Here is a 25,108-nt window from a genome sequence, read left to right as displayed (position 1 = left end):
TAAAGTGAAGAAGGAGAGAAGACCTAAAATGAAAAAGAGAATTGTGGCCTTGATGCTAATTGTTTTAATGGTGCTGGGAATGGCTGGTTGTGCACAGAATAATACGGCTAAACCGGCTCAGCAAGAAGCTCAAAAAGAAACAAAGAAAATTACCTTCGTATTGGACTGGACCCCAAATACCAATCATACCGGATTATATGTAGCCAAGGAACTGGGATATTTTAAGGATGCTGGACTCGATGTTGATATTATTCAGCCGCCCGAAGGCGGGGCTTTGTCACTGGTTGCAGCAGGGAAGGCAGAGTTCGGTGTGAGCTTCCAAGAGGAAATTGCGTCAGCTATTACTTCGGACAGCCCGTTGGATGTCGTTGCAGTGGGTACCATTTTACAGCATAACACTTCTGGGATTATCTCCTTAAAGGAAGATAACATCTCTAGCCCTAAGGGTATGGAAAACAAAGTCTATGCAACGTGGGATACTCCAGTCGAAAAGGCGATATTGAAGCAAGTTATTACTAAAGATGGCGGAAACTATGACAAGGTAAAGATGATCCCCAGTACCGTAACTGACGTTATTTCAGCACTGCAAAGCAATGTAGATGCGGTATGGGTTTATTATGGATGGGATGGAGTAGCAACCAAGGTGAAAGGTTTGGATACCAACTATTTCGCTTTCAAGGATATTGATCCTGTCTTGGATTTTTATACTCCGGTCATTGCAGCTAACCCAAAGTATCTCGAGCAAAATGGGGATACTGCTAAAAAGTTCTTAGCAGCTGTCGCCAAAGGGTATGAGTATGCCATTGAAAAGCCTGAAGAAGCAGCCAAAATCCTCGTGAAAAATGCACCTGAAGTTGACCCAGCTCTTGCAACAGCTAGTCAAAAATACTTAGTTGATCAATATAAGGCTGAAGTCAAGCAGTGGGGATATATCGATTCAAAGCGGTGGGATGGTTTCTATTCCTGGATGTATGATAACAAGCTTATCCCTAAGAAAATCGAAGCTGGAAAAGGCTTTACAAACGCGTATCTGCCTAAATAAGGCGGAAACTGAAACAAGTTTTCACTATGGGAGTAAAGATGGGAATAATTAAACTCGAGACGCGAAACATCTCCAAGAGTTTTGCGGGTGAATTAATCATTAAGGATATCAATATCAGTCTTGGCGAAAACGAGTTGGTGAGTCTGCTGGGCGTGAGCGGTATCGGTAAAAGCACACTGTTCAACGTGATTGCGGGTGTGCTTCCTCCTGAAACCGGGCGGGTGTTCCTAAACGGTGAGGATATTACGGGACAGGCTGGCAAAGTAAGCTACATGCAGCAAAAGGACTTGATGCAGCCACACCTGACGGTGCTGGATAATGTCGCCTTGCCTCTCTTCATTCGTGGAGTACCTAAGCGCCAGGCTAGAGAGCAGGCTCTTAGCCATTTTGCAGATTTTGGACTGGAGGGTACGCAAAAGAAGTATCCGATGCAGCTCTCTGGGGGCATGCGCCAACGCGCTGCTCTTTTAAGAACGTATTTGTTTTCGCAAGATGTAGCACTCTTTGATGAGCCATTCTCCGCTCTGGATGCTATCACGAAAAGCGCGATGCACCAATGGTATCTTGCGCTGATGGAGCGCATCAACATGTCCACGCTGTTTATCACACACGATATTGATGAGGCCATTTTGCTTTCGGACAGGATTTACATCATGACAGGGCCGCCAGGGATGATTGCGCATGAGATTACCATCGATACCCCTAGACCCCGTGGGGACGCGTTCTTAGTATCCGATGCATTTATCGGATATAAACGACAGATTCTCAAGCTTCTTTCTCATTAAATGGTTGATTCAAAGGGAGTATAGCTAACCACTTTATAAAAGTAGTTTTGCGATGCAAGTGACACTCGACAAATTGTTGGGTGTCATTTTTTTAATATTTTCAAGGTTAAGGTGGGTATCAAAATGAAGGAAAGGACTTTCCCGAGGGTATATAGAACTCACTTAAAGTTAACATTTTTGAAAAAGATCCTTTTAGCTGTGAGTATGTCATGCAGAAGGGATGTGGAGTAATGCCAAAACCCCTGATGATTCCAGACCTTGAAATATTTCCGCTTTTTCGTGATCTGCCACCCTCTTTATTGGAAACTTGGAAACCCAATTTTAGCAGGAAACGTTTTGCAAAACGCCAGCGTTTGATATTTCCCTCGTCCAGCCCTGATGTTATCTTTTTCGTCTTCTCTGGTAAGGTTAAGATTTCGTATTACTCAGAAGATGGAAAGGAATTCACCATTGCCATTCTCTCTACTGGAGAAGTCTATAGTGAGCACTCACTGGCCTTTGCCAGCGCTGTTGAAGAGACGGAAGTGCTTTATCTCAGTATGACGGATTTTGGATTGATGATGGATAAATCCCCAGAACTTGCTCGACGGCTGGTTCGTGTTCTCGGTCGAATTCTTCGCTTGACCAATGATTTAATCGTTGATCTGGCTTTTCGTGAAGCAGCTTCGCGCCTGGCCCGTGTCTTCTGGCGCGCCTTACAATCTCAAAGCTCAAAGATGGAGAAAGAACCTAATACGATCTATCTAACGCACGAGGAATTAGCCTCATTAAGTGGAAGCACACGTCAAACCGTAAATGAAATCTTGCGGCATTGGGAGCAACAAGGCATCTTAGCTCTGCATCGAGGATATGTGGTCCTCTTAAATGCCGACCGCCTGTGGGAGAAATTGAATCGGTAAAATCCATCAATGATTCTTCTTATTTTCTAGATTCTATGTCGGCAATCTGACAGTAATTATCTGAAGATTATAATAGTATTGACTTATCAGAACGAATCTATCTCACTTTTAGACAAGGAGGGATAACGTGAAACAATTACTGGTAAGCTCAGAGGTTTGTGTGGGATGCAAGAGCTGTGAGTTGGCTTGTGCTGTTGCTCATTCACGGACAAAGGCACTGTTTAGCGCAGTTCAGGAACCCGAGCATCCTAAAAAACGTGTCTTTGTTGAAACAGATGGAAGGTTTAATGTTCCGTTACAATGCCGCCAATGTTCAGACATGCCCTGTGTCCACGCCTGCATGTCTGACGCTATGTATCGGGACCCTGAAACGGGGTTGGTGCAAGTGAATAGCAAGCAATGTGTAGGCTGCTGGATGTGTGTCATGGTTTGTCCCTTTGGGGTCATCACGGAGGGTACCGCTCGCCAGGTTGTAAAATGTGATCGTTGTCGAGAACTGGATTATGAGCCCGCTTGTGTCTTGGCTTGCCCGACGAAAGCACTACAATGGGTCGAAGTAGATCGCTTTGCTGCGGCGGGTCGTCGATCCTGGGTTAATCATATGAAGGAGGCGAATAGCCATGCTTAATGCACGGAGTATTGATCCTGCAGCTCTTGATTTACTGAAGAAGGCTGCTGTCGATGGGATTGAAACGGTGTGGGATCGCTATGAAGCTCAACAACCCCAGTGTGGTTTTGGAAGACTAGGTGTTTGTTGCCGACATTGTATTCAAGGACCTTGCCGGATTGATCCATTTGGGCAGGGCCCGATGAAGGGAATCTGCGGAGCGACGGCTGATGTGATTGTGGCTCGTAACCTGCTTCGCCAAGTCGCCGCTGGGTCAGCGTCACATGTCGACCATGCTTATGATGCAGTAGAAGCCTTAAAACTTGCTGCCCAAGGTAAGATCGATTATCCAATCACTGATGAGCGTAAACTACGAGCTATCGCAGCCGGATTAGGGCTCGATTCTACGAAGGACAATATTAACGCCCTAGCCTTAGAAGTCGTACAAGTTGCCTATGATGATATGGGAAACCATAGTCAAAAACCAATGCAGTGGGTGACGTCTCATGCGCCAAAACAACGACTTGTCATTTGGGAAAGCCTAGGAATTTTGCCGCGGAATCCTGATCGGGAAATTAGGGAGGCAATGCATCAAACGACCATGGGAATGGATGCTGATCCTGTCAATCTTCTGCTGGCGACCGCAAAGCAAGGGTTGGTCGATGGATATGCCGGGTTGAAATTAGCCACGGATATGCAGGATATTTTATTCGGGACACCTGCGCCTGTCGTTACGGAAGCAAACTTAGGAGTTCTTAAGGAAGATTACGTTAACCTTATCGTTCATGGACATGTCCCCCTTCTGTCCGAGAAGATCGTACAATGGGCCAAAATGTTATCCTCCGAGGCTGAAGCTGTGGGCGCCAAAGGAGTTCAGATTGCTGGGATCTGTTGCACTGGAAATGAGGTCCTCATGCGTCAGGGCGTCCCCTTGGCTACCAATTACCTCGCACAGGAACTAGCGATCGTCACCGGAGCGGTTGATGCAATGGTTGTCGATGTACAATGCATCATGCCCTCACTTAGTCAAATCGCCTCATGTTATCATACAGAACTGATTACGACCATGCCAATTGTGAAGATCCCTGGGGCAACCCATATTCCTTTCTCCTTAGAAGATGCTGATGCTGCAGCTCAAGAGATCGTGCGCAAAGCCATAGCGGCCTATACCAAACGGGATCCCCACAAGATACACATCCCAGATTATCGTGCAAAGATCATGGCTGGTTTTAGTGTGGAGGCTATCACTGGTGCCCTCACTCACCTCGATGCAGAGCAACCGTTGAAACCCCTTATTGATAATATCGTCAACGGCAATATCCTAGGTGTCGTTGCCACTGTCGGTTGTAATAACGTCAAGGTTACACACGATCTCTTCCATGTGGAATTGGTTAAGGAACTTTTGAAAAACAATGTCCTTGTCGTGGCTACGGGTTGTTCTGCTCATGCTTTGGCAAAAGCCGGAATGATGAATTCTGAGGGAACAGAACAGTTTGCCGGAGAATCACTCAAAGCTGTTTTAACCGCCGTCGGTCAGGCGGCAGGCTTGGGTGCTCCGCTACCTCCTGTACTTCATATGGGGAGTTGTGTAGATAATTCACGGATTGGAGACTTAGTTACGGCCATCGCAGCCTACCTTGGAGTAGATACCGCGGCACTTCCTGTAGCTGCCAGTGCCCCCGAACCTCAACATGAAAAAGCTTTAAGTATTGGTACCTGGGCTGTCGCTATGGGTTTAACGACACATTTAGGGATCGTGCCTCCGGTTCTAGGAAGCAAACAGGTGACAGAACTTCTCACAGAAGGACTCACTAGTGTGATCGGTGGAAAATTCTATGTTGAGACTGACCCGCATCAGGCTGCCCAAGGATTAATTTCAGATATTCAGGCGAAACGGCGCGCACTTGGCTTGGAACATTAAGCCATTAGGGAGGAAACGCCAATGAAATATGTACTTATCGGAAACAGTGCCGCCGGCCTCTTCGCCGCCGAAGCGATTCGGCAGCAGGAATCTCAGGCAGAAATAACGGTACTCACTGCAGATGCTTACCCTTCCTATTCCCGTTGCTTGACCACTTACTATCTCGCTGGTGACATCGATGAAACTCAACTTTTCCTGCGCACCCCTGAAGCCGTGGCCACTCTGAATCTCGATATTCATTATGCGTGTACGGTGACAGGGCTTGATCCTGAGCAGCGGGAGGTTCTCACAGCCGCCGGGGAACGTTTCTCATATGACAAATGCCTAATCGCAACTGGGGCTTCCGCTGTAACACCGAGTATTCCTGGATCTTCCCTCCCAGAAGTTCTTACTTTACGTCATCTTGAAGATGCTAAAAGAATCAGAGCCTTACTTGCTCCAGGACGAAGGGCAGTGATTATCGGGGGCGGGCTAGTCAGTCTGAAATCTGCCTATGCCCTACGTAAAAGAGGGCTTGATGTACACGTCATCGTATCCTCAGGTCATCTTCTCTCGCAAATGCTGAATTCTGAAGCGGCAAGTATCCTGGAAGGACATCTCGGTCGTCACGGTTTGGACATTGTCCTAAATTCTGACGTCATTGCGATTGAAGGGGAGGAGCATGTGGAGTCGGTGCGACTCAGCGGAGGAAGAACACTTTCGGCTGACCTCGTCATCATGGGTAAAGGGGTTCGTCCTAACATTGCCCCCTTCATGACTTCGGGTCTAGAAGTTCGGCAGGGTATTTTGGTCAATGAAAAGCTTGAAACGAATCTTCCGGGTATTTACGCTGCAGGTGATGTGGCTGAAGCCTGGGACCTAGTCCGTGAAATTCATCGCATAAATGCTATCTGGCCGAATGCTACCCAGCAGGGACGAATTGCCGGGATGAATATGACAGGGCAGTCCTTAATTTATCTTGGGTCGATTGGAATGAACGCTGTCGACTTCTTCGGTCTACGGATTGTGTCTGTCGGGATGATAAATCCCCCGACTTCATCAGAAACGGTTATGGTTCAGGATTCAATGCCCTGGTATACTGAGGATCTCCATTTGCATAGTTCTTCTGAACAACCGACCTATCAGCGCTTAGTCTGGCAAGGCGAAGTCTTAAAAGGATTCGTCTTGATTGGAAATACAGAACGGGCAGGGATCCTTACCGCCTTAATCCAAGCTAAACAACCCTTAGCTTCGTCTGTGCAGAAGTGCATTAGAGACGGAAGACGGGGTGAGATTGTGATGATGAGGGGGTTGACTGAGTTTTAGAGTCAACTTTCACACGGGGTAAATTGGAATATAATGGGATAGAAAATGAAATTAATGGTGCTCTAGAAAGGAGATTTTAAATATGCATCAACATGTCCCAATGGTTCCAATTTATACTCCTTATCCCCCCTATGTGCGATATTATCCCATTAATTATCCTGGCGGATATGAACCTGCGTGGTGGCAACGTTATGAGGAGCAATTTGAGCCTCGCTGGCTTGAACAGATGGAAAGACAATTAGGGATTATGCCCGGAAGAGAACCTCTATGGTGGGAACTCTTTGAAGAACAATTTGAACCGCACTGGCTTCAGCTTCAAGAGCGTCGTTTAGGAATTCCACAGCCTTATGACCCTCGTTATGACTTCCCGCGCTATTAAACTGTAACAAAGAAAGAGGATCTCCGTTCATTCATTGAACAGGAGATCCTCTTTATATCTTTTTACACAGCTTGGAGTCATTTTGTATAAAGTGTTTATTCTAAGCTCTCAATAAAAATTCCAGCACCATTAGGAATAACAAGGACCTTTGCTTCCGGCGTAGTGTAAGCATAAGCTTTTTGCAAAGCTTCATCTAAGGTTTGCGCACTATCCAGCCCCATCGACTGGAGAACTTCGGACTCGACACCTTCAGTCACGATAATGACCTTATAATCCAGGAGAATCCGAACTAAGATCTGGACTTGCCATTGATCCAAATCTGTGGCCGTCGCTTCAGTCGCGCGAATGTCCTCAAGGATTTTCTTAGCTCCACCTGGATTGATCAACATACGATGAAAGACCTCGCCACCTATACCGTCAATACAAGAGGCTGCAGTGATGATGACTCCACCCTTTTTTGTCACATACTCGGCAGTACGCAGACTTTTAACCGCCTGATATAAGTTTTGATCGAGAGGATATCCCCCGTTACTGGTCAAGACAATCTCTGCGCACTTCGAGGTCAGTTTCGTTAATTTCTCAACGAATTGAACCCCTTGGGCGAAGGCTTCCTCTGGATGTCCGGCAAAGGTACCGATGATATTTTTATGTTCATCTAGAGTTACGTTCAGGATGAACTGTAAACGTGCTTGTCGGGCGGCATGTTCCATATCCCTATGGAAAATGTTTCCTTCGATCGTTCCCGATTGAGTATTGGGGTGGTCGATAAAGCCGGCCGAATGATTAACCAAGATCGTCTCCCGCCCAGAGATGCCGGGCAGGATGCTTTTCCTTCCCCCAGAATATCCTGCAAAAAAGTGGGGTTCAATAAAGCCTTCAGCAATCAATAAATCAGCTTCGACGGCGAGTCGATTGACCCAGAAGGGTGCTCCAGAAGGCAAATCTTCAAGTCGAACAAGGGACGAATAATCATCCGCCTTATGTACGACGAAGGTTTCGTGTTCGACGATTTCAGCGCCAAACTTAGCAACAAACTCTTCCTGAGTGGGTGCACGATGCAAACCTGTTGCGACTAAGATGGTAATCTCTGCAGCAGGGTTTCCTTTCCGGATCTCTTTTAAAAGGTAGGGTAGGGTTTGTTTGCTAGGTAGAGGGCGAGTATGATCACTTGTCACCACGACAATTTTTTGGGCTTTCCGTGAGAGCTCAGGAAGAGATGGACTACCAATCGGATTAGATAAGGCATCCTGAACCAAAGCTTTACCGTCCTTTTGTGGTGTATAGCTTTCCAAGGTTAATATTCCAGCCAATCGATTTTCTGGAATATCCGTTTCTAGATACGATGTACCATACGGTAATCTGATTTGCATCAAGGTCCCTCCAAACTTGGCCGATTTTTATGATCTGTCTAGATTGTCACATTCAAAGTTTATATGTAAGACGTGCATCTTAGGTAAGTCTATTATAGTATCAAGTCTAAGGTCTCTACAATTCATCTTTCAAAAAAATCAGATATATTTTGACAATCCTCGATTTTTGAACGCAGACGAACTCCGTCAATCGAGTGAATAACGTAAAGCACCAGAAGGACATTTATCAATGGTTTCGATGATTTCTTCTATTTCAGCACCTTCTGGGTTAATCCAGGGCTTTTTTGTAATATCAAAGACGTTTGGAAGTGCCTTTGTGCAATGTGCTGAATGCTCGCATATATTTAAGTCAAACGTGATGGTTAAATTATCTCTTGTGTAACTCTTGACTTTGGCCCCATTCATCTGCTTTTTCATAAGTATCTCCCCCTTGATGTGTCTCTTGACTGCTGTGAAAGCATTAATAGCTACTGACGTAATATTCAAAGTGCGTGTATAAAGGTATAATATAATTGTAATCCAGCAAGAATGTCTTAAAGGAATATTATAATTATACATGCAAGGGGAGGTAACCGAAAAGTGAAAAAGCTTCTGTTAATTTTCAGCCTACTTTTTTCGCTTATCCTTTTAAGCAGTTGCGCAAGTAAGGACACTGTTCCTCCAGATAATTCGAGTACTCAACCTGTGGAACAACCCAAAACTCAGGTAGGACCAAGCATCAAGGACTACTTTGCTTATCAGGAAAATACAAGATATGTCTATGAGGGTCAAGGAAATGAGTACGCCTCGTATACCACTTCCGTGGATTATATCAAGGGAAACCGTGTACAGCTTAGGTCAAATAATGGAGGAACAGAAACAGTTAAGGTACTGGAAAACAATAATGGACAGATAACTTTGTTATTATCGAAAGGTGAAACGTATTATCGCGAGGATTTCACTCAGGGGCCAAGCCTAAGTAGTAATGGAGAAGTTATCCTTAAGGAGCCCCTAACGAAAGGAACGACTTGGACCTTAGCAGACAATAGAAAACGTACGATCTCATATGTAGATGTCGAAGTAATCACTCCTTCTGGGAATTACAAAGCGATTGAGGTGACTACGGAGGGGAAGAATGATAAAGTTCTCGACTATTATGCCCCCAATATTGGTCTTGTCAAAACTGTTTTTAGTTCAAATGGAATGGAAGTCTCCTCAACGTTGAGCAAACTAGAGAAAAATGTTCCCTTAGTTCAAGACGTTAAGTTCTACTATCCTAATATCAATGATGGGAAACTCTATTTCACAGAAAAGAAACTTGCCTTTAATACGAATGATATAACCAAGCAGGTGATTGAGAAAGAGTTCAAAAATCAACCCCAAGGAAATTTAGGCAAGGTGATCGGACCGAATGTTAAAATAAAGAGTCTCTATTTGAATAAGGATAATATGGTTTATATCGATTTTAGTAAAGAACTGAGGAGTGAAATGAATGCAGGCGCAGGGTATGAAAGTATGATCTTGCAAAGTATTGTTAATACCGTGGGAGGATATTACGGGGTAGAGAAGGTCTATCTAACCGTTGAAGAGAATCCATATTCCTCAGGGCATATTGCCATGAAAAAAGGGGAAGCATTTACTGTAAACTTTAACGACACAGTACGAAGCTAATGCAACAATAATAGTGCCCAGGCTATACCGTTGATGGTAGGGCCTGGGCACTATCATTGTTCCTAAAAGTCTCTCCGAAGTCTTGAGGTCAAGCTTAGAATTAGTGTTTAGTTGTTTTTGGTAAATACCTTCATAATCTCCTTGATGATGAGAGGCATTAAAGCAAAGACAAAGACTAAGACCCAATCTCTTAGCGAAAGCACTTGAACTTTAAAGGCCGACGCAAGGAAGGGAACGGATATCACTCCAAGCTGGAGAATCAAGCCGATGATAATGGCTCCGACGAGGTACATATTCGAGAACAATCCAACTTTGAAGATAGACTTTGAAGGATTTCTCATGCTTAAGGAGTAGAAGAGCTGTGAAGCGGCAAGCACAACAAAGGCCATCGTGCGAGCATAGGTTAATATCTCTTCAGGAATATTCTTTGAACCTAGGCTATAGCCATGTTCACTCAGCCCAAAGTAGAAAGCAGCAAGGGTTAGAATACCTATTAATGTACCACCGATGATCGCTCTAACTCCGGCACCCCGAGCAAAGAAACTTTCTTTCGGATCTCTGGGCTTTAGCTTCATGACATCCTTATCACCCGGGTCGACTCCAAGTGCAATCGCAGGAAGAGTGTCTGTGATTAAGTTAATCCAGAGAATCTGGGTAGGGAGAAGGGGTACTGGCCAGAAGAAGAGGACAGAGATAAAGATCGCGATAATCTCTCCGAGGTTACAGGAGAGTAAGAAGATGACAGACTTCTTGATATTACTATAGATATTTCTTCCTTCTTCAATGGCATGAACAATGGTTGTGAAGTTATCATCCGTTAAAATCATATCGCTGGCACCCTTAGAAACGTCTGTTCCAGTGATGCCCATAGCGACTCCGATATCTGCGGTCTTAAGGGAGGGAGCATCATTAACCCCATCACCTGTCATGGAAACGATATTACCTTGTGTTTTATAAGCTTTGACGATTTTAACCTTATGTTCTGGTGAAACTCGAGCAAATACTCTATAGTTGCCGATTCTTTTGGCGAATTCTTCATCTGAGAACTCATCAATTTCTGCACCAGTAAGGCTTTGCTCGATGGAGTCAGCAATCCCCAATTGCTTGGCAATGGCAACAGCAGTATTCTTATGGTCGCCTGTGATCATGACTGGAGTGATGCCAGCCATTTTAGCATCTCTGATGGAATCTTTAACCTCTAATCGAGGCGGATCAATCATACCGACTATACCAATGACAGTTAAGTCGTTTTCCATTTCCTCTGGAGTGAGAAGGCTGTCAGAATTTTTATAGGCTGCCCCCAGGACTCTCAAGGCATCATCAGACATTTCTTCAGCAATCTTCAGATAGGCATTTTTCATTTCTTCAGTTAAAGGAACGACTTTCCCTTGAACTAAAGCATTTTTGGAGATCTTTAAGATGTTGTCGATAGCACCTTTGGTATGAACGCGATAGCCAACTTCTTCTTCGTTAAGTGTGGACATGAGCTTTCGATCCGAATCAAAGGGCTTTTCGCCCACTCGCTTATATTCAGAGTTTAGAGATCTTTTTGAAAGGTCATAGCGGTCACCTAAAACGACAAGAGCGATTTCAGTGGGGTCTCCGGTTCCTTGTCCATTTTCATAGGTTGCATCAGAGCATAGAACAAACGTCTTTAGTAACTCTTGAGTATCTTTATCCGCTTCAAAGCCGGTGCCTTCAGCGGGAATATCTTTAAGGTTATTTAAAGTGTAGTGTTTAACGACAGTCATCTTGTTTTGGGTTAGAGTTCCGGTTTTATCTGAACATATGATATTGACTGAGCCTAGCGTTTCAACGGCAGGCAGCTTTTTAACGATCGCATTGATCTTCGACATTTTTGTAACGCCTAGTGCTAAGACAATCGCAACGATAGCAGGAAGTCCTTCAGGAATCGCTGCCACGGCTAAGCTAATAGCTGTTAAGAACATCTCGAATAAGTCTCTCTTTTGGAAGAGAGCGATGACAAACATTAAGACACAGATGCCGATCGCAATAAATCCTAAGATCTTGCCTAGTTCCTCCAGCCTTTTTTGGAGGGGAGTCATTTCATCAGAGTCTTCATCAAGGATCTTTGCAATCTTACCAATTTCAGTTTCCATGGCAGTCGCAACGACGACCCCTTCGCCTCGACCATACGTCGCAAGCGTGGACATGAAGGCCATGTTCGACTTATCTCCAAGGGGTGTCTTCGGATCTTCGTGTAGATCATGGGCATTTTTTTCAGAAGGCACGGATTCTCCAGTTAAAGCAGATTCCTCGATCTGTAGATTAGCACTCTCGATAAGTCTTAGATCAGCCGGGATGAATCGTCCTGCATCAAGAACAATAATATCTCCAGGTACGACTTCCTCGGATTGAATCTCTTTGACTTCACCATCACGCCGAACGAGGGACCTTGGGGTCGTCATTTGTTGAAGGGCCTCAATCGCTTTTTCTGCCTTGAACTCTTGGACAACACCGATAACGGCGTTAAGTACGACGACGAGAAGAATGATGATGGCATCGACATATTCGCCGATGAGGATTGTAATGACAGCTGCACCGAGAAGAACATAGATGAGCATATCCTTAAGCTGCGCGAAGAACAAGGACGCTAAGCTTTTCTTGGGTTTTCCCTTTAGTTTGTTTTCACCATATTTTTCAAGTCTGGCTTTGGCTTCATCCGTTGTAAGGCCCAGGGTGGGGTCAACATTTAGCTCTTTAAGGACGTCCTCTTGCGATTTTGAAAACCACATGTACAATCTCCTCTCGATTTCGTTTATTAGTGCATAAGCTTATTTTATTTTTCAATCGACTACATAAATAGAATTAACAATGATATTTAGTCGATTGTTATTTTTTGCTATTGTGTCTGAAATTATTTCACGCACTTCTTTTTCTTCGGATATCCCTAGGGCCGAAGGAACCAACACATCGAAAATCACATTCATACAATTGAGTCCCTTAGTCATACGAACATTTTGCACTCGAAACTGGTCATTAGCTTCTTGAACTCCAGTCGTAATAAGGGCCTTTATCCGATTATTTTCTTCAGTATCGGTGGATAGAGGATCGATATGAACGACCATATTAATGCCTAACTCATCTGAAATTCTTCGTTCAAGGTCGTCGACAATACCATGCGCTTCCACGATATTCACGGTATCGAGAAATTCAGCGTGGATGGACGCGATGATCCTTCCCGGGCCATAATCATGGACTTTTAAATCATGGGTACCGACGATAGATTGGCCTTCAAGAACCAAGGAATTGATGGATTGAACGAGTTCAGGTTTTGGAGAAGAGCCAAGGAGTAGATTTACTGTATCTTTGGCAATGGTATACCCTGTATATAAGATCAAAAGCGAAATTGCTAGACCCACTATCCCATCAATTGGAAAGCTTATAAAGTGCCCAACAATTGTGGTTGCGATAACGGCGCTGGTAGCAATAGCATCATTGAGACTATCGTAGGCTGTGGCTTTATTAATTCCTGAATTTATCGTTTTGCTGATAAAATTATTGTAGGAAAACATCCATACCTTTACGAGAACTGAAAGCACAAGAATAAGCAATAATACAGGATTAAAGGTCACTGGCTCTGGAGTAAGAACTTTGCTGAACGAGCTACTCAGTAATTGTAAACCTACAGAGAAGATAATAAAGGCTACGATGAGGGAAGATATGTACTCGATTCGGCCATGACCAAAGGGATGCTCATGATCCGGTGGGCGGTTGCTCATCTTTATTCCTATGATTGCGATTAAGGATGAGCCTAAATCAGAAAGATTATTAAAGGCATCAGAAATAACAGCAATGCTGTTGATGAATAATCCAATCGATAATTTAATCATAAAAAGAAGGAGGTTGCAGATTATGCCTAATATTCCGCCTAATACTCCATACGTTTCTCGTATATGCCTGTTGCTTACATCCTCGTAATCTTTGATGAACGTTCTAATAATAAGTTTAATCATGGGATATCCCCTGACTTCTCAAGACTATAAATCTGAGTTTTTATTTGACATTCAAACCGGTAGGTTTTACTATCCTAATATAAATATTGGTAAACATTTCTTAATACGATGATATACTAAATTTGGTATTTGAGAAAGAGTTCTTTACATTCAATGATATCTTAAGCTATTATATCCTATATTCCGACAGGTTCATTCAAAGTGCATAGAAACGCATTTCGGAATATGAAGGATTTCTATGAGTTTAAGAGAATAATTTATAGAGTAACCGAATAGAGGTTAGAATCCTTCTATCTTCATAGCTTTTATCCACTGACTTGAGAGGGGTATTCAATAATGCAAGAACGTCATCCCATTAAATATTTAGCTCCCGCCTGGTTCGCTGTCATCATGGGTACAGGGGGATTGGCCAATATACTCTATCTATGGCAGAATTCTTTTCCTCTGGGTAGCCTTTTAGGTATAGCACTCGCCGCACTTGCGGATATTCTTTATTTCGTCGTATTGGTTCCCTGGGTAATCCGCTGGACCCGGTATTTTGAGTATGCCTGTCGTGATCTGAATCACCCGCTTGTAGGTAATTTCTTTGTCACCATGCCCGTGGCGACGACGATTTTGGGAACGAATATTTATCTCATCTGGAGTAAATATTTGGGTGAATCTCTAACTTATTCTCTAATTTTCACACTCTGGATTATTGCCATTGTTGGCGTAACCTTTTTTACCTTTTACACCACGTTTAGAATCATACGTGTAGAAGAAACTCCTAAACCTGAAATGATTAACTTCTCTTGGATCATGGCACCGATTGCGAATATGGCAGTTTCCCTCATTGGGAATCCAGTACTTGAGCTCACCACGAAACTTCATCCATCCTGGAGCGTATCCATACTCATTATGAATACCGCCTTATTCGGTATCGGTTTTTTCCTATTTATCTTTATTAGTGCCATAGTGTTTGTTCGGCTGGCTAATCATCCACTGCCCCCGGCAGAAACGATACCTTCCTTTGGCATTTTCGTTAGTGCAGTCGGGCTTGCTGTAAGTGCAATCATTGATGCCTCAAAGCATGCTCATAATATGGGGCTTTTGGCATCAACTGATCTAGCTAATCTGATTGCTGTAGTCATCTGGGGTTTTGGAATCTGGATTGTCGGAATCATCATGATCATTAGTATCTACCAGCTTCGTAAGGGTGGGATTCCTTTTAGTATGGGATGGTGGGCCTTCATCTTCCCCTTGGCGGCGTATACCATTTCAAGTCAAAAAGTGGCGGCAGCTTTTGTAACTCCACTTACATCCGGTTATGCTACCTTTCTGACGATTCTCTTAGTCCTTCTTTGGGCATATACCTTTGCGAATACGGTGCGTGGTGTGATCAGTGGGAAGCTTTTCTGCGGAACTCCAATTCCAGAAAAGTCTAAGACGGCACCCTATTCTTCGACCTGTAAGTCCGAATATGTCTCTTAGTCAAATCATCGAGTCTATGAGAGGTCAATAAATTGTTCGTTTCCTCATAAGGAAGGTACTAGGGAAAAGGATGAAAGTACTGGATTAAGGTTGCATTAACCTTAATCCAGTACTTTTTTATACTTCGAAGGATGATGTACCAGATTTGCAATTCGAGCAAGGACAAAAATCGGTACCTCTCGATTGGAGGGCAACTCATGCACTTATCTAAAGAAGATAGTTATTTTTCAAGAAAGTCAATAATTCCTGAGCGGCGTGAGGAAGATAACGGCCTTTCTTCCAGGTTAAGGCCAGCTGCAAGCATAAATGCGAATCGGAAAATGGACGGCAAATAATCGTTTCGGGATTAAGATCTTTACAGATTTTGCTGGGTAAGAGGGCTAGACCAATCTTAGCCGCCACCATTTGTGTCATCAATTCGCGCTGAGAGGTTTTGAAGGCAATTTCTGGGTTAATCCCAGCTCGTCTACATCCATCGATAATGATATCATGGAGCTTATAATCGCTATTGTATAAAATCAATTGTTCCTCAACAAAGTCTTTGTAATCAATGCTCTCATACTGAGCCAAGCGATGCGCTGGATGCATAATCACACTGAGCGGATCCTGCTCGAACCAAATCCATTCGAAAAGCTCACTGTTCTCAGGAGTGAAGATACCGAAATCGAGTAAGCCATCTTGAAGAGAGGCTTCTATCTTCTTCGGCCCAAACTCAAAGAGTTGAATTTGAATTTTAGGGTACTCACTTTTAAAGGCACCCAGCAAATGAGAAAACGTGGTAACGGCTGTAATGGGAGGTAATCCAATGTGGATTTTCCCCGTTTGAAGGTTAGTAAGACCTTCTAATTGAGCATTGATATTTCTAAAGGCTGCAACGATTTGTTGAGCTTGCTCGAGAATAATTTCACCTGCATCTGTTAATTGGACATATTTTGTACTGCGATAGAATAAGGTTTTTCCCAATTCCATCTCTAAATCCTTTATGGCTTTACTAATAGACGGTTGAGAGGTATGGGTTACCTCGGCGGCAATACTGAAGCTTTTATGGCGTGAAACTTCGATGAAATATTCGAGATGCCTTATTTCCACTTATCCCCCCACCTTTCAATCTGTCAATTTGCCTATCTCCCAATCTTTCAAATCATATGATCAATTTTAACCGTAATCTTTCACGGATAGACAGCTTTATTTATTGTCAGAATATACACTATTCTTAACAGGTATTTTACTTCATACGAAGGGATCACCTACAATGAACTTAGGCAAGCTTCAGGGAAGGAGAATTAATTTTTCTGAAAAAACTATCACCTTTAATTATAGTGCAATTTTCTAATGTTTTCCAGAGCCAACTTTGAGAGAAGCAACGTTAAGCATTCTTGAAAGGATTAACTAAATGTCGGAAAAACATTCTATGAGGTATCGTTTCCTTGCTTGCTTTGCAGTAATTATCGGGATTCTGAGTTTGTTTGATATCCTTTATCAATGGCCATCACGTTTTGTAGCGTACTTCAAACTTTCCCAAGTTTACCCCTTTGCCTTTTCCGCTTGGGTAATCGCGGTTGCTGGAGTTCTTTTTTTTACCCTACATACTCTTTCCCGAAGGATGTACCTGAAAGGATCCTCTCTTTCGGAAATTATCAATTTGACTTGGTTTATGGTGCCTATGGCGAATATGACGGCCTTACTTCTTGGTAATCCTGTCTTGAACATGTCGATTACTCTCTACCCTGATGGGGCCTTGCTCATATTAATATTTAATGGTGTACTCCTAGGCATTGGGTTTACTCTCTTTAACCTTCTCAGTGGAGTTGTTTTTGCCCGGCTAGCACATAAGACGCTTTCTTCTATAGAAATGATTTCCTTCTTTGGAATTCTCCTTGGGGCCGTAGGTCTGATGGTCTGTGCGATTAGTGATAGTGCTGAAAATATTCAGCTGATGGGACTGTTGAGCAGTACAGGCTCTTTTTATCTCTTTGCTTGCCTGTTTTGGGGCGTTGGCTTTTGGATTATGGGATTTATCCTTATACTCTGCCTTCATCAATTGTACAAAAGGGAGACTCCTTCAAGGATTGAGTGGGAAATTTTTATCTTTTCTCTTCAGGTGTATACGATTGCTAGTCAAAAGATTGCTGCTTATTTTATATCGCCTCTAACGACGGGTTATACCACTTTTCTAATTGTAATCTTAACAGTTCTTTGGCTCTCTATTTTCGTCAAAACCGTGCACAAGGTGGTTTTCGGTAAACGATTACCTGGCACACCTTCTCAGATAGGATCCAATCATTCTGTTAAATAGAAAAAACTGCTTTCAAGTCCTCGTTGCTTGAAGGCAGTTTTTTCTAGAGTATGAATCACTATTCTTAGTTAGACTTTATCCCAAGCAAGATTTAGCACTCTTTTCGCGTTCGCTATAATCAAGTCGGGATCCTCGTCGCAGAAAGGCTTGACCTCAAGACTGACGATAGGACGATTTTCTTTATTTAGGAAACCGATAGACAAGAGTACTCTAAGATAGGCGACAAGCTCATCGACATCATTTGCACCACCGGGAAAGCCAAATCGCGGATGAGCGTCCCCATAGGCAGGGAAAGACGTATCCTTAACAACGGCATTACCCATGTGCGCATGGATGATATAGTCCTTGACCGGAATAAGGGATTCTTCAGGCGTTTCCCGAAGTTGAGGCAGATGGCTTAAATCCACCATTAAGCCAAAATTATCGTATTCCTTACATATTTCTTTGGCATATCTTTTGGTTAACGTGACCGGGCCGATGAGGGAACATTTGTCGACGTCATAGTCAAAGACCTCAATGGCTACCTTCATATTTCCTTTTGATTTTGCGTAAGCACACAATTCCTTGGTTGACTTAATCAGTGCCTGATACGCCTCTTCTTTCTTATCCTCGGAGTATTTGCCACTCAGAAAAGCAAAATCTTGAGCTCCCATCTCATAGGCTTCATCGATTCCTTCTTTCAAGTTGGCTAGCGCCAGCAACCGTGCTACTTCATTGAGTGAATTGATATTCTGCTTGGTGGTCAAGAGTCTGGGCATGCCGGCATAGGTAAGCTCCATGTGCGAGGTTTCAATGATTTGTTTGGCCTTGCTTCGAACTGCTGAATCCTTTATCCAGGTCATTTCGACTACTTCAAAATAATCATCTATGGCAATTTTCTTTAAGGTCTCGAGGATCGGGCCTTCCCCATTTGTCGCGTGGGGGAAGGCCATAAAGTGGACTAGGCCTAGCTTCATATATTTCCGAATTGATTCATTCATAAGGACAACCTCCCAAAAGCTTAATCGACAAAGGTTGTCTGAACGGGCACAGGAGCTGAGACAGCGACAACGACAAGTGGTGTATTCCCGGTATTCTTAATGCCATGGATTTCACCCTTAAGATTAGGTATAACCATTCCAGCTTCTAATGGGAAAGCTTGCCTCTTGCCGGCTAGAAATTCACCTTTCCCCTGAACTACTACCCATACATCGTCAGCATTTGCGTGAAGATGAGCTGGTATTTGCTCCCCTGGTACTAAATTGATGATCGCTGTATTACTGCACTCGCTCTCATAAAGCATCGTTTTTATTTCATTCTTATTTAATATCCCGGCAATCTTCATGAATTTGTTTCCCATGATTTTTTCCTCCCCATAGTTACTATTTACTCTAATAGATGTTCTACCTCCATGATAAAGAGCTTACATAGCGTAGTAAAATATCAATTTTGAATATCACCTATCTAGTAAAAGAATAATCTTAAGATCAGAGTGTTTATTCAGTGTCTAAATATACTGTATTCGGAACAGGTATTTTACTTAATGTAAAGGGGTATCTACAATGAAATCATAACAAGCGCTTGTGAAGTTCAAATGTGTGAGGAGGAAAAAATGATGACGATTATGAGGTCCATGCTTTTTGTTCCAGGTAACGATAATAAGGCCCTTGAGGAAGCTTTGACGTACCATGCGGATGCTATTGTTTTGGATCTTGAAGATTTAGTGCCACCTTTAGAAAAAGCAAAAGCACGCCAGATGGTCCGTGAAAACGTTAAGTATGCTGCTTCAACTGGCTCAGAAGCATGGGTTCGGGTGAACAGTTGGGAAACGAACATGACGAATGATGACTTGGAAGCCACAGTTTGCGAAGGTCTTAAAGGAATCAATCTGACAAAAGCAGGTAGTGCAGCCGATGTGCAGCGGCTTGACTGGAGATTAGAGGAGCTAGAACGGAATCGTGGTCTTGAAGTCGGTAGCATTAAGATCTGCCTATTGATTGAAACAGCTATAGGCATCATCAATGCCTATGAGTCTTGCGCAGCTAGCCCGCGTGTTGTTGCCGCGATCTTCGGCGCTGTTGACTATACTCGTGATATGCAAGTTAAACTGACTTCAGAAGCTGTGGAACAACAGTTTGCTAGAGGATATATGGCAGTCGCAGCTTGTGCTGCCCGTGTGCTCGCGATTGATGCTCCGTTCCTCGCTTACACAGAGACGGCTGGATACGAGCGCAACGTGGCTGAAGGTCGTCAGATGGGCTATAAAGGCCGAATGATTGTTCATCCAAGTCTCGTTGAAGCCTCGAATCGTTTATATTCCCCAGATCCGGCAGATGTAGAATGGGCGAGAGAGATTGTAAAGGTCTTCGAAGAAGAAGCGATTGCCAAGGGAAAAGCGGCAATATCCTTTAAAAACAAGATGGTGGATACCCCGGTGTATCTCAATGCTCTCGATATCCTTGGCGCACAAGCCGAAATCGATGCCAAATTGGGAAAAAAAAATAAATCTCTTCTAACAGGATTCTGAATTTCAAAACAAAATGATTACTTGATAAAGGATGTGCTTTTATGTCTTTAAAAGAGGATGCACTAAAGCTTCACGCCGATCATCGGGGTAAAATTAAGATAGCTCTCAAAGTTCCCTGCCGTGACTATAATGATTTGAGTTTGGCCTATTCACCTGGTGTAGCTGAACCTTGTCTGGAAATTGCCAAAGATCCTGGGCTCGTCAATGTATATACCAATAGAGCCAATTGTGTGGCTGTCGTATCTAATGGGACCGCTGTTCTTGGGCTCGGGGATATTGGGGCTCGTGCTGCTATGCCTGTCATGGAAGGAAAAACGCTCCTTTTTAAACATTTTGCTGGGGTAGATTCTTTTCCGATTTGTCTTAATACAAAAGATATCGACAAGATTGTGGAAGTGGGCAAATTATTAGAGCCCACCTTTGGTGGTATTAACTTGGAAGATATCAAAGCTCCGGAATGCTTTGAAATTGAAGAACGATTAAAAGAAGTATATGATGGTCCTGTTTTCCATGACGATCAGCACGGCACAGCAGTTGTAACCTTAGCTGCCGTCATCAATGCCCTTAAAATCGTAAAGAAAGATTTGCAAAGCGTTAAAATTGTTACGAGCGGAGCCGGTGCAGCTGGCATGGCCATCGTCAAGCTTCTGATGGAATGTGGTCTCCAGAACGTCATCATGTGTGATACCAAAGGAACGATCTATGAGGGCCGTTCAGAAGGCATGAATAAGTACAAGGATGAAATTGCTAAGAAGACGAACAGCTCAATGGTTAAAGGGAGTCTTGCGGATGCCTTGAAGGGTGCAGATGTATTTATCGGAATCTCCGTGGGATATACCGTGACCCAAGATATGGTACGCTCCATGGCGAAAGATGCCATTGTCTTTGCACAAGCAAATCCCGTTCCTGAAATTATGCCAGAGCAAGCGAAAGAAGCTGGGGCGGTTGTCGTGGGAACAGGTCGGTCAGACTATCCTAATCAAATTAATAATATTCTCTCTTTCCCTGGGATTTTCCGTGGTACCTTTGACACTGAAGCTAAAGAAATCAATGCTGCAATGAAAATAGCTGCGGCTGAAGCAATCGCCTCAATTATTAGCCCAGATGAGCTCAACGTAGATTATATAATTCCGAAGGCTTTTGATACCAGAGTTGCTCCTGCAGTAGCTGCCGCGGTTGCAAAAGCAGCTATTGATAGCGGTGTGGCGAAAAAGAAAGTAGATCCTGCACAGGTTGCACAGAATTTATTAAGCTTACTTGACCAACAAGGCAAATAGGATAAGTTCATGGAAATTACTTCTCTCATACTGCTAAGAAACAGCCGGAATCTGGCTGTTTCTTAGGTTGAACGGTTGTGGCTACGCTTGTTAGGGGAGTAAGGAGTCTTAGTGGCGGCTAGCATCGGATGGGATTGGAGTTGAGCGTAGTGAGTTTTGGAAGGTTATTGACGGCTATGGTTACGCCAATGAATGAAAAGCTAGAAGTGGATTTTCAAGTAGCGGCCAACTTGGCCCAGCACTTAGTCGTGCACGGCTCAGATGGAATCGTCGTTGCAAGCACGACGGGAGAATCTCCCACATTAACAGCTGAAGAGAAATTTGAATTGTTCAGGGTTGTGAAAAAAGCTGTCGGCTCAAAGGCCAAAGTCCTCGCAGGTGTGGGGAGTAATTCGACACGAGCGAGTATCAAAATGGCTCTTCGCGCCGTAGAGGCTGAGGTCGATGGATTGATTGCTGTTGTACCTTATTACAACAAACCCTCACAGGAAGGACTGTATCGTCATTTTCGCACGATTGCAGAAGTAACCCCACTTCCACTCATGCTTTATAATGTGCCGGGGAGGACTTCTGTAAATTTGTTACCTGAAACAGTTCAACGTTTAAGCGATATCCCCAATATTATAGCGCTTAAAGAAGCTTCAGGATCGATGGATCAAGTGAGTGAATTGAAGCGAATTTTACCTGATGAATTCGAAATCTTTAGTGGGGATGATTCGTTGACACTTCCCATGTTGGCTTTGGGGTGCAGTGGGGTCGTTGGTGTAGGATCCCATGTCGTTGGAGATGAGATGAGGCTTATGATTGATGCTTGGTTCTCCGGAGATGTCGAAACAGCTCGCAAGTGGCACTTAAAGTTAATACCAATCTTCAAAGGAATTTTTATCACTGCGAATCCTGTGCCTATCAAATATTTACTCAATCAGGCCGGAATAAAAGTCGGTGGTGTAAGGCTACCTCTAGTTGAAGCGACACCTGAGGAAGAGAAATTTTTGAATGAACTTCTGGCTTTATAGTACATCCAAACTAAGTCTGAATCCGTCTCGTAGTCAAAGTTAGGAGGTAATAAAGAGAAGCTGAAATGGAAAAAGGAATAGAGTAAAAAAAGTACGGAACTGAAGTTTAGAAAACTCGGTTCCGTACTTTTTGATCAATAGGCGGTTTATTCGTTAATGATATCTGTCACACGTAGTTGGAAGACTATACTGATTAACCTCTCTCATTAAGGGGGACATAGGTTTGTCTGCGTACTACGCTTTTGTAGGCCGGTCTGATGATTTTCCCGGCATTGACGATTTCTTCGATCCGATGGGCACTCCAGCCTGCGATTCGGGCAAGGGCAAAGATTGGGGTGAACATCTCCAAGGGAAGATTAAGCATCTGATAGACAAATCCTGAATAAAAGTCGACATTGGCACTTACGCCTTTATATATTTTCATGTGCTGGGCAATAACCTCTGGAGCGAGTTTCTCGACTTTGGCGTAGAGGTTAAATTCGTTTTCCAGCCCCTTTTCATTGGCAAGCCTTTCAGCATAACGCTTGAGAATTACCGCCCTTGGATCCGAGACGGAATAGACAGCGTGGCCGATTCCATAAATTAGTCCTGAGCGGTCAAAGGCATCTCTAGTGAGAATCTTGGTAAGATAGGCTGCTACTTCTTCATCATTTTCCCAATTGTCAACCTGATCTTTAATATCCTCAATCATTTGGATAACCTTATGATTAGCGCCTCCATGCTTCGGACCCTTAAGTGCGCCTAAGGCTGCTGCCATAGCAGAGTAAGTGTCAGTACCGGTAGAGGTTACTACATGGGTTACAAAGGTGGAATTGTTACCTCCACCATGTTCAGCATGAAGCACAAGTGCAAGATCAAGTAGTTTGGCCTCAAGCTCCGTATATTTGTGATTAGGTCTCAGCATGTAAAGAATGTTCTCAGCTAAACTTAATTCGGGCTGAGGGCTGTGAAGAACCAAGCTTTGATTTCCGTGATAGTGGGAGTAGGCTTGGAAACTATAGACGGCTAAAGAGGGGAAAGAGGCAATCAGTTTGATACATTGCTTTAAAACGTTTTTGACGGAAATATCATCTGGATTGTCATCGAAGGAGTACAGGGCCAATACACTTCTCGCCAACCCATTCATGATATCTTTACTGGGTGCGTTTAAAATCATATCACGCGCAAAATTCTCAGGCAGCTTCTGATAAACGCCAAGAAGCTGTTCAAAATCCTTAAGCGACTTTTCATCCGGAAGATTTCCAAAGAGCAGTAAATAAGCAGTCTCTTCGAAGCCAAAGCGTCTATCCTCCATGAAGCCCTTAGATAGATCACTGATGTCAAAGCCACGATAAATTAAACGGCCAGGAACAGGAACCATTTCCCCTTCGTCAAGAATATAGGAATGAACCTCGCCGATTTCTGTTAATCCAACGAGCACACCTCTGCCATCTAGGTCTCGGAGTCCACGTTTAACTTCATATTTGCTGTAAAGCTCGGGATTGATGGCACCCTTCTCTAAAGTAATGTTACTGAGGTCAGTAAGCATTTTTTCTTCAAATTGTTGCAGTTCGTATTGTTCCATCACACAACTCCTCTTCTTCGCTAGTTTGATCCGGTGAGTAGCAGCAGTCTTGAACCTGCTAAAGGTTTTAAGGTGAATTATATCAAAGAAATAAGACAACTTATATTAAAATTATAAGTTGTCACTAAGATTATGTCAAGATAATAGTAAATATTACCAGTGAAGTTGTAGCCTTGTGATTAACGAATTTATTTTATGGATGTTGTTATTGATTCCAAAAGAATAATACATTTTTGCATTTTGCGACGATTTGATCGTAATACAAAAAATTCCATAACGAAAGTAAAGTTCAGCTCTCACTCTTGTAATTCGGCGACTTACGATTAATCTATTTTCATGATGGTACAATGACGTTTGTAAGGTCAGACTAGTTAGACATCGCTGAAAATTCATGCAATAATAAATTTGAGCTTACGAATAGAAGATTAATGCAAGTATTGTACTATTAAATAAATCAATGGAGGTCAGGTCCGAATGCTAGAAACCATTAAGGAACTCGACGAAATTGATAAGGAGATTCTTCATTTATTGATAGATAATTCAAGAATCTCCAACGCAGAAATTGCCCGGAAAATCAACTTGTCACGGGTTGCAGTCCGAGATCGCATTCAAAGTTTAAGCCAGAGAGGGGTTATACAACAATTTACCGTTATTTTGGACTCTGAGGCGCTAGGATGTCCACTTGCTGCATTTTTTGATATAGAAGTCCAACCTGAAATGCTTGATCAGGTAGCGGAAGAGTTAACGAAACAAGACAATGTCATTATTGTCTATCACATGACTGGTCCTACATCACTTCACGTACATGCGTGTTTGCAGGATTCTCAGCACCTCTCAGAGTTTATGAAGGAAAACATATATTCCATACCGGGGGTACTGAAAGTTAGTAGTTACTTATTACTGAACCGCTATAAATCGGATCTTTACATGAGATAAATTGTCAAATATAGCCTTACCTTGTTTCACTATTGGACACTTCGTGTATAACCTTGTGGACTCTTTCACAATGGTGAATGAATCAATCTCAGTTTCGTTTTCAGTTCT

At 43.2% G+C, this 25,108-nt stretch carries 22 protein-coding genes; 14 read left to right on the top strand and 8 right to left on the bottom strand.

The features are described from left to right. The first annotated feature begins 28 nt into the window (after positions 1-28). The 7 genes from ACZ42W_RS20185 (at position 29) to ACZ42W_RS20155 (ending at position 6,938) form a co-directional block, all read left to right on the top strand. Complete coding sequence (locus ACZ42W_RS20185) at positions 29-1,042, top strand: ABC transporter substrate-binding protein (RefSeq protein WP_464167051.1); 1,014 nt, start codon at positions 29-31, stop codon at positions 1,040-1,042. Between the two features lie 38 nt (positions 1,043-1,080). Next, the gene (locus ACZ42W_RS20180) at positions 1,081-1,827 is read left to right on the top strand and encodes an ABC transporter ATP-binding protein (protein ID WP_464167050.1); all 747 of its coding nucleotides are present in this window, start codon (positions 1,081-1,083) and stop codon (positions 1,825-1,827) included. A gap of 230 nt (positions 1,828-2,057) precedes the next feature. Beyond that, entirely contained in the window at positions 2,058-2,726 is a 669-nt protein-coding gene (locus ACZ42W_RS20175; protein ID WP_464167049.1) for a Crp/Fnr family transcriptional regulator, read from the top strand. A 127-nt stretch (positions 2,727-2,853) separates the two neighbouring features. Continuing rightward, complete coding sequence (locus ACZ42W_RS20170; protein WP_464167048.1) at positions 2,854-3,354, top strand: 4Fe-4S dicluster domain-containing protein; 501 nt, start codon at positions 2,854-2,856, stop codon at positions 3,352-3,354. After that, positions 3,347-5,254 carry an anaerobic carbon-monoxide dehydrogenase catalytic subunit gene (gene cooS / locus ACZ42W_RS20165; RefSeq protein ID WP_464167047.1) on the top strand — a complete coding sequence of 636 codons (1,908 nt, stop codon included), beginning with the start codon at positions 3,347-3,349 and terminating at the stop codon, positions 5,252-5,254. The genes ACZ42W_RS20170 and cooS overlap by 8 nt, the downstream gene beginning before the upstream one ends. A 21-nt stretch (positions 5,255-5,275) precedes the next feature. Continuing rightward, a complete protein-coding gene (locus ACZ42W_RS20160) occupies positions 5,276-6,559 on the top strand; it encodes an NAD(P)/FAD-dependent oxidoreductase (RefSeq protein WP_464167046.1) in 1,284 nt (427 codons plus the stop codon). Positions 6,560-6,641: 82 nt separating this feature from the next. Beyond that, entirely contained in the window at positions 6,642-6,938 is a 297-nt protein-coding gene (locus ACZ42W_RS20155) for a hypothetical protein (protein WP_464167045.1), read from the top strand. Between the two features lie 95 nt (positions 6,939-7,033). Here ACZ42W_RS20155 and larA read toward each other — a convergent pair whose 3' ends face one another. Together larA and ACZ42W_RS20145 are read right to left on the bottom strand one after the other, a co-directional pair. Beyond that, positions 7,034-8,308 carry a nickel-dependent lactate racemase gene (gene larA, locus ACZ42W_RS20150; RefSeq protein WP_464167044.1) on the bottom strand — a complete coding sequence of 425 codons (1,275 nt, stop codon included), beginning with the start codon at positions 8,306-8,308 and terminating at the stop codon, positions 7,034-7,036. Between the two features lie 186 nt (positions 8,309-8,494). Beyond that, the gene (locus ACZ42W_RS20145) at positions 8,495-8,725 is read right to left on the bottom strand and encodes a (4Fe-4S)-binding protein (RefSeq protein ID WP_464167043.1); all 231 of its coding nucleotides are present in this window, start codon (positions 8,723-8,725) and stop codon (positions 8,495-8,497) included. A 162-nt stretch (positions 8,726-8,887) separates the two neighbouring features. Here ACZ42W_RS20145 and ACZ42W_RS20140 point away from each other — a divergent pair, with 162 nt between their 5' ends. Beyond that, on the top strand, positions 8,888-9,958 hold the full coding sequence (locus ACZ42W_RS20140; RefSeq protein WP_464167042.1) for a GerMN domain-containing protein: 1,071 nt from the start codon (positions 8,888-8,890) through the stop codon (positions 9,956-9,958). Between the two features lie 107 nt (positions 9,959-10,065). Here the strand turns inward: ACZ42W_RS20140 and ACZ42W_RS20135 are convergent, their stop codons facing one another. Together ACZ42W_RS20135 and ACZ42W_RS20130 are read right to left on the bottom strand one after the other, a co-directional pair. Then, on the bottom strand, positions 10,066-12,714 hold the full coding sequence (locus ACZ42W_RS20135) for a calcium-translocating P-type ATPase, PMCA-type (RefSeq protein ID WP_464167041.1): 2,649 nt from the start codon (positions 12,712-12,714) through the stop codon (positions 10,066-10,068). Positions 12,715-12,765: 51 nt separating this feature from the next. Next, on the bottom strand, positions 12,766-13,935 hold the full coding sequence (locus tag ACZ42W_RS20130) for a cation diffusion facilitator family transporter (protein WP_464167040.1): 1,170 nt from the start codon (positions 13,933-13,935) through the stop codon (positions 12,766-12,768). A gap of 336 nt (positions 13,936-14,271) precedes the next feature. Here ACZ42W_RS20130 and ACZ42W_RS20125 point away from each other — a divergent pair, with 336 nt between their 5' ends. Next, complete coding sequence (locus tag ACZ42W_RS20125; protein WP_464167039.1) at positions 14,272-15,405, top strand: TDT family transporter; 1,134 nt, start codon at positions 14,272-14,274, stop codon at positions 15,403-15,405. A 207-nt stretch (positions 15,406-15,612) separates the two neighbouring features. On the opposite strand, the gene ACZ42W_RS20120 is transcribed toward ACZ42W_RS20125, so the two are convergent. Next, the gene (locus ACZ42W_RS20120) at positions 15,613-16,494 is read right to left on the bottom strand and encodes a LysR family transcriptional regulator (protein WP_464167038.1); all 882 of its coding nucleotides are present in this window, start codon (positions 16,492-16,494) and stop codon (positions 15,613-15,615) included. Positions 16,495-16,798: 304 nt separating this feature from the next. Between ACZ42W_RS20120 and ACZ42W_RS20115 the strand changes: the two genes are divergently transcribed. Beyond that, complete coding sequence (locus ACZ42W_RS20115) at positions 16,799-17,701, top strand: SLAC1 family transporter (RefSeq protein WP_464167037.1); 903 nt, start codon at positions 16,799-16,801, stop codon at positions 17,699-17,701. Positions 17,702-17,769: 68 nt separating this feature from the next. Here ACZ42W_RS20115 and ACZ42W_RS20110 read toward each other — a convergent pair whose 3' ends face one another. Further along, complete coding sequence (locus ACZ42W_RS20110) at positions 17,770-18,681, bottom strand: sugar phosphate isomerase/epimerase family protein (RefSeq protein ID WP_464167036.1); 912 nt, start codon at positions 18,679-18,681, stop codon at positions 17,770-17,772. A 20-nt stretch (positions 18,682-18,701) separates the two neighbouring features. Next, positions 18,702-19,040, bottom strand: a complete 339-nt coding sequence (locus ACZ42W_RS20105; protein ID WP_464167035.1) for a cupin domain-containing protein — start codon at positions 19,038-19,040, stop codon at positions 18,702-18,704. A gap of 255 nt (positions 19,041-19,295) precedes the next feature. Here ACZ42W_RS20105 and ACZ42W_RS20100 point away from each other — a divergent pair, with 255 nt between their 5' ends. The 3 genes from ACZ42W_RS20100 to dapA all read left to right on the top strand — a co-directional run bounded on the left by ACZ42W_RS20100 (position 19,296) and on the right by dapA (position 22,500). Next, on the top strand, positions 19,296-20,207 hold the full coding sequence (locus tag ACZ42W_RS20100) for an HpcH/HpaI aldolase/citrate lyase family protein (RefSeq protein ID WP_464171115.1): 912 nt from the start codon (positions 19,296-19,298) through the stop codon (positions 20,205-20,207). Between the two features lie 41 nt (positions 20,208-20,248). Beyond that, entirely contained in the window at positions 20,249-21,484 is a 1,236-nt protein-coding gene (locus tag ACZ42W_RS20095; RefSeq protein ID WP_464167034.1) for an NAD(P)-dependent malic enzyme, read from the top strand. A gap of 128 nt (positions 21,485-21,612) precedes the next feature. Beyond that, positions 21,613-22,500: a 4-hydroxy-tetrahydrodipicolinate synthase gene (dapA, locus tag ACZ42W_RS20090; protein WP_464167033.1), complete on the top strand. Its 888-nt coding sequence runs from the start codon at positions 21,613-21,615 to the stop codon at positions 22,498-22,500. Between the two features lie 193 nt (positions 22,501-22,693). Here the strand turns inward: dapA and ACZ42W_RS20085 are convergent, their stop codons facing one another. Further along, positions 22,694-24,064: a citrate/2-methylcitrate synthase gene (locus ACZ42W_RS20085; RefSeq protein WP_464167032.1), complete on the bottom strand. Its 1,371-nt coding sequence runs from the start codon at positions 24,062-24,064 to the stop codon at positions 22,694-22,696. A 474-nt stretch (positions 24,065-24,538) separates the two neighbouring features. Here ACZ42W_RS20085 and ACZ42W_RS20080 point away from each other — a divergent pair, with 474 nt between their 5' ends. Continuing rightward, a complete protein-coding gene (locus ACZ42W_RS20080) occupies positions 24,539-25,000 on the top strand; it encodes an Lrp/AsnC family transcriptional regulator (RefSeq protein ID WP_464167031.1) in 462 nt (153 codons plus the stop codon). Positions 25,001-25,108: the final 108 nt, after the last annotated feature.

This window comes from Desulfitobacterium elongatum, assembly GCF_055378975.1.
Note: the sequence above shows the minus strand (reverse complement) of the source record. Positions and strands in the feature narration are given on the sequence as shown.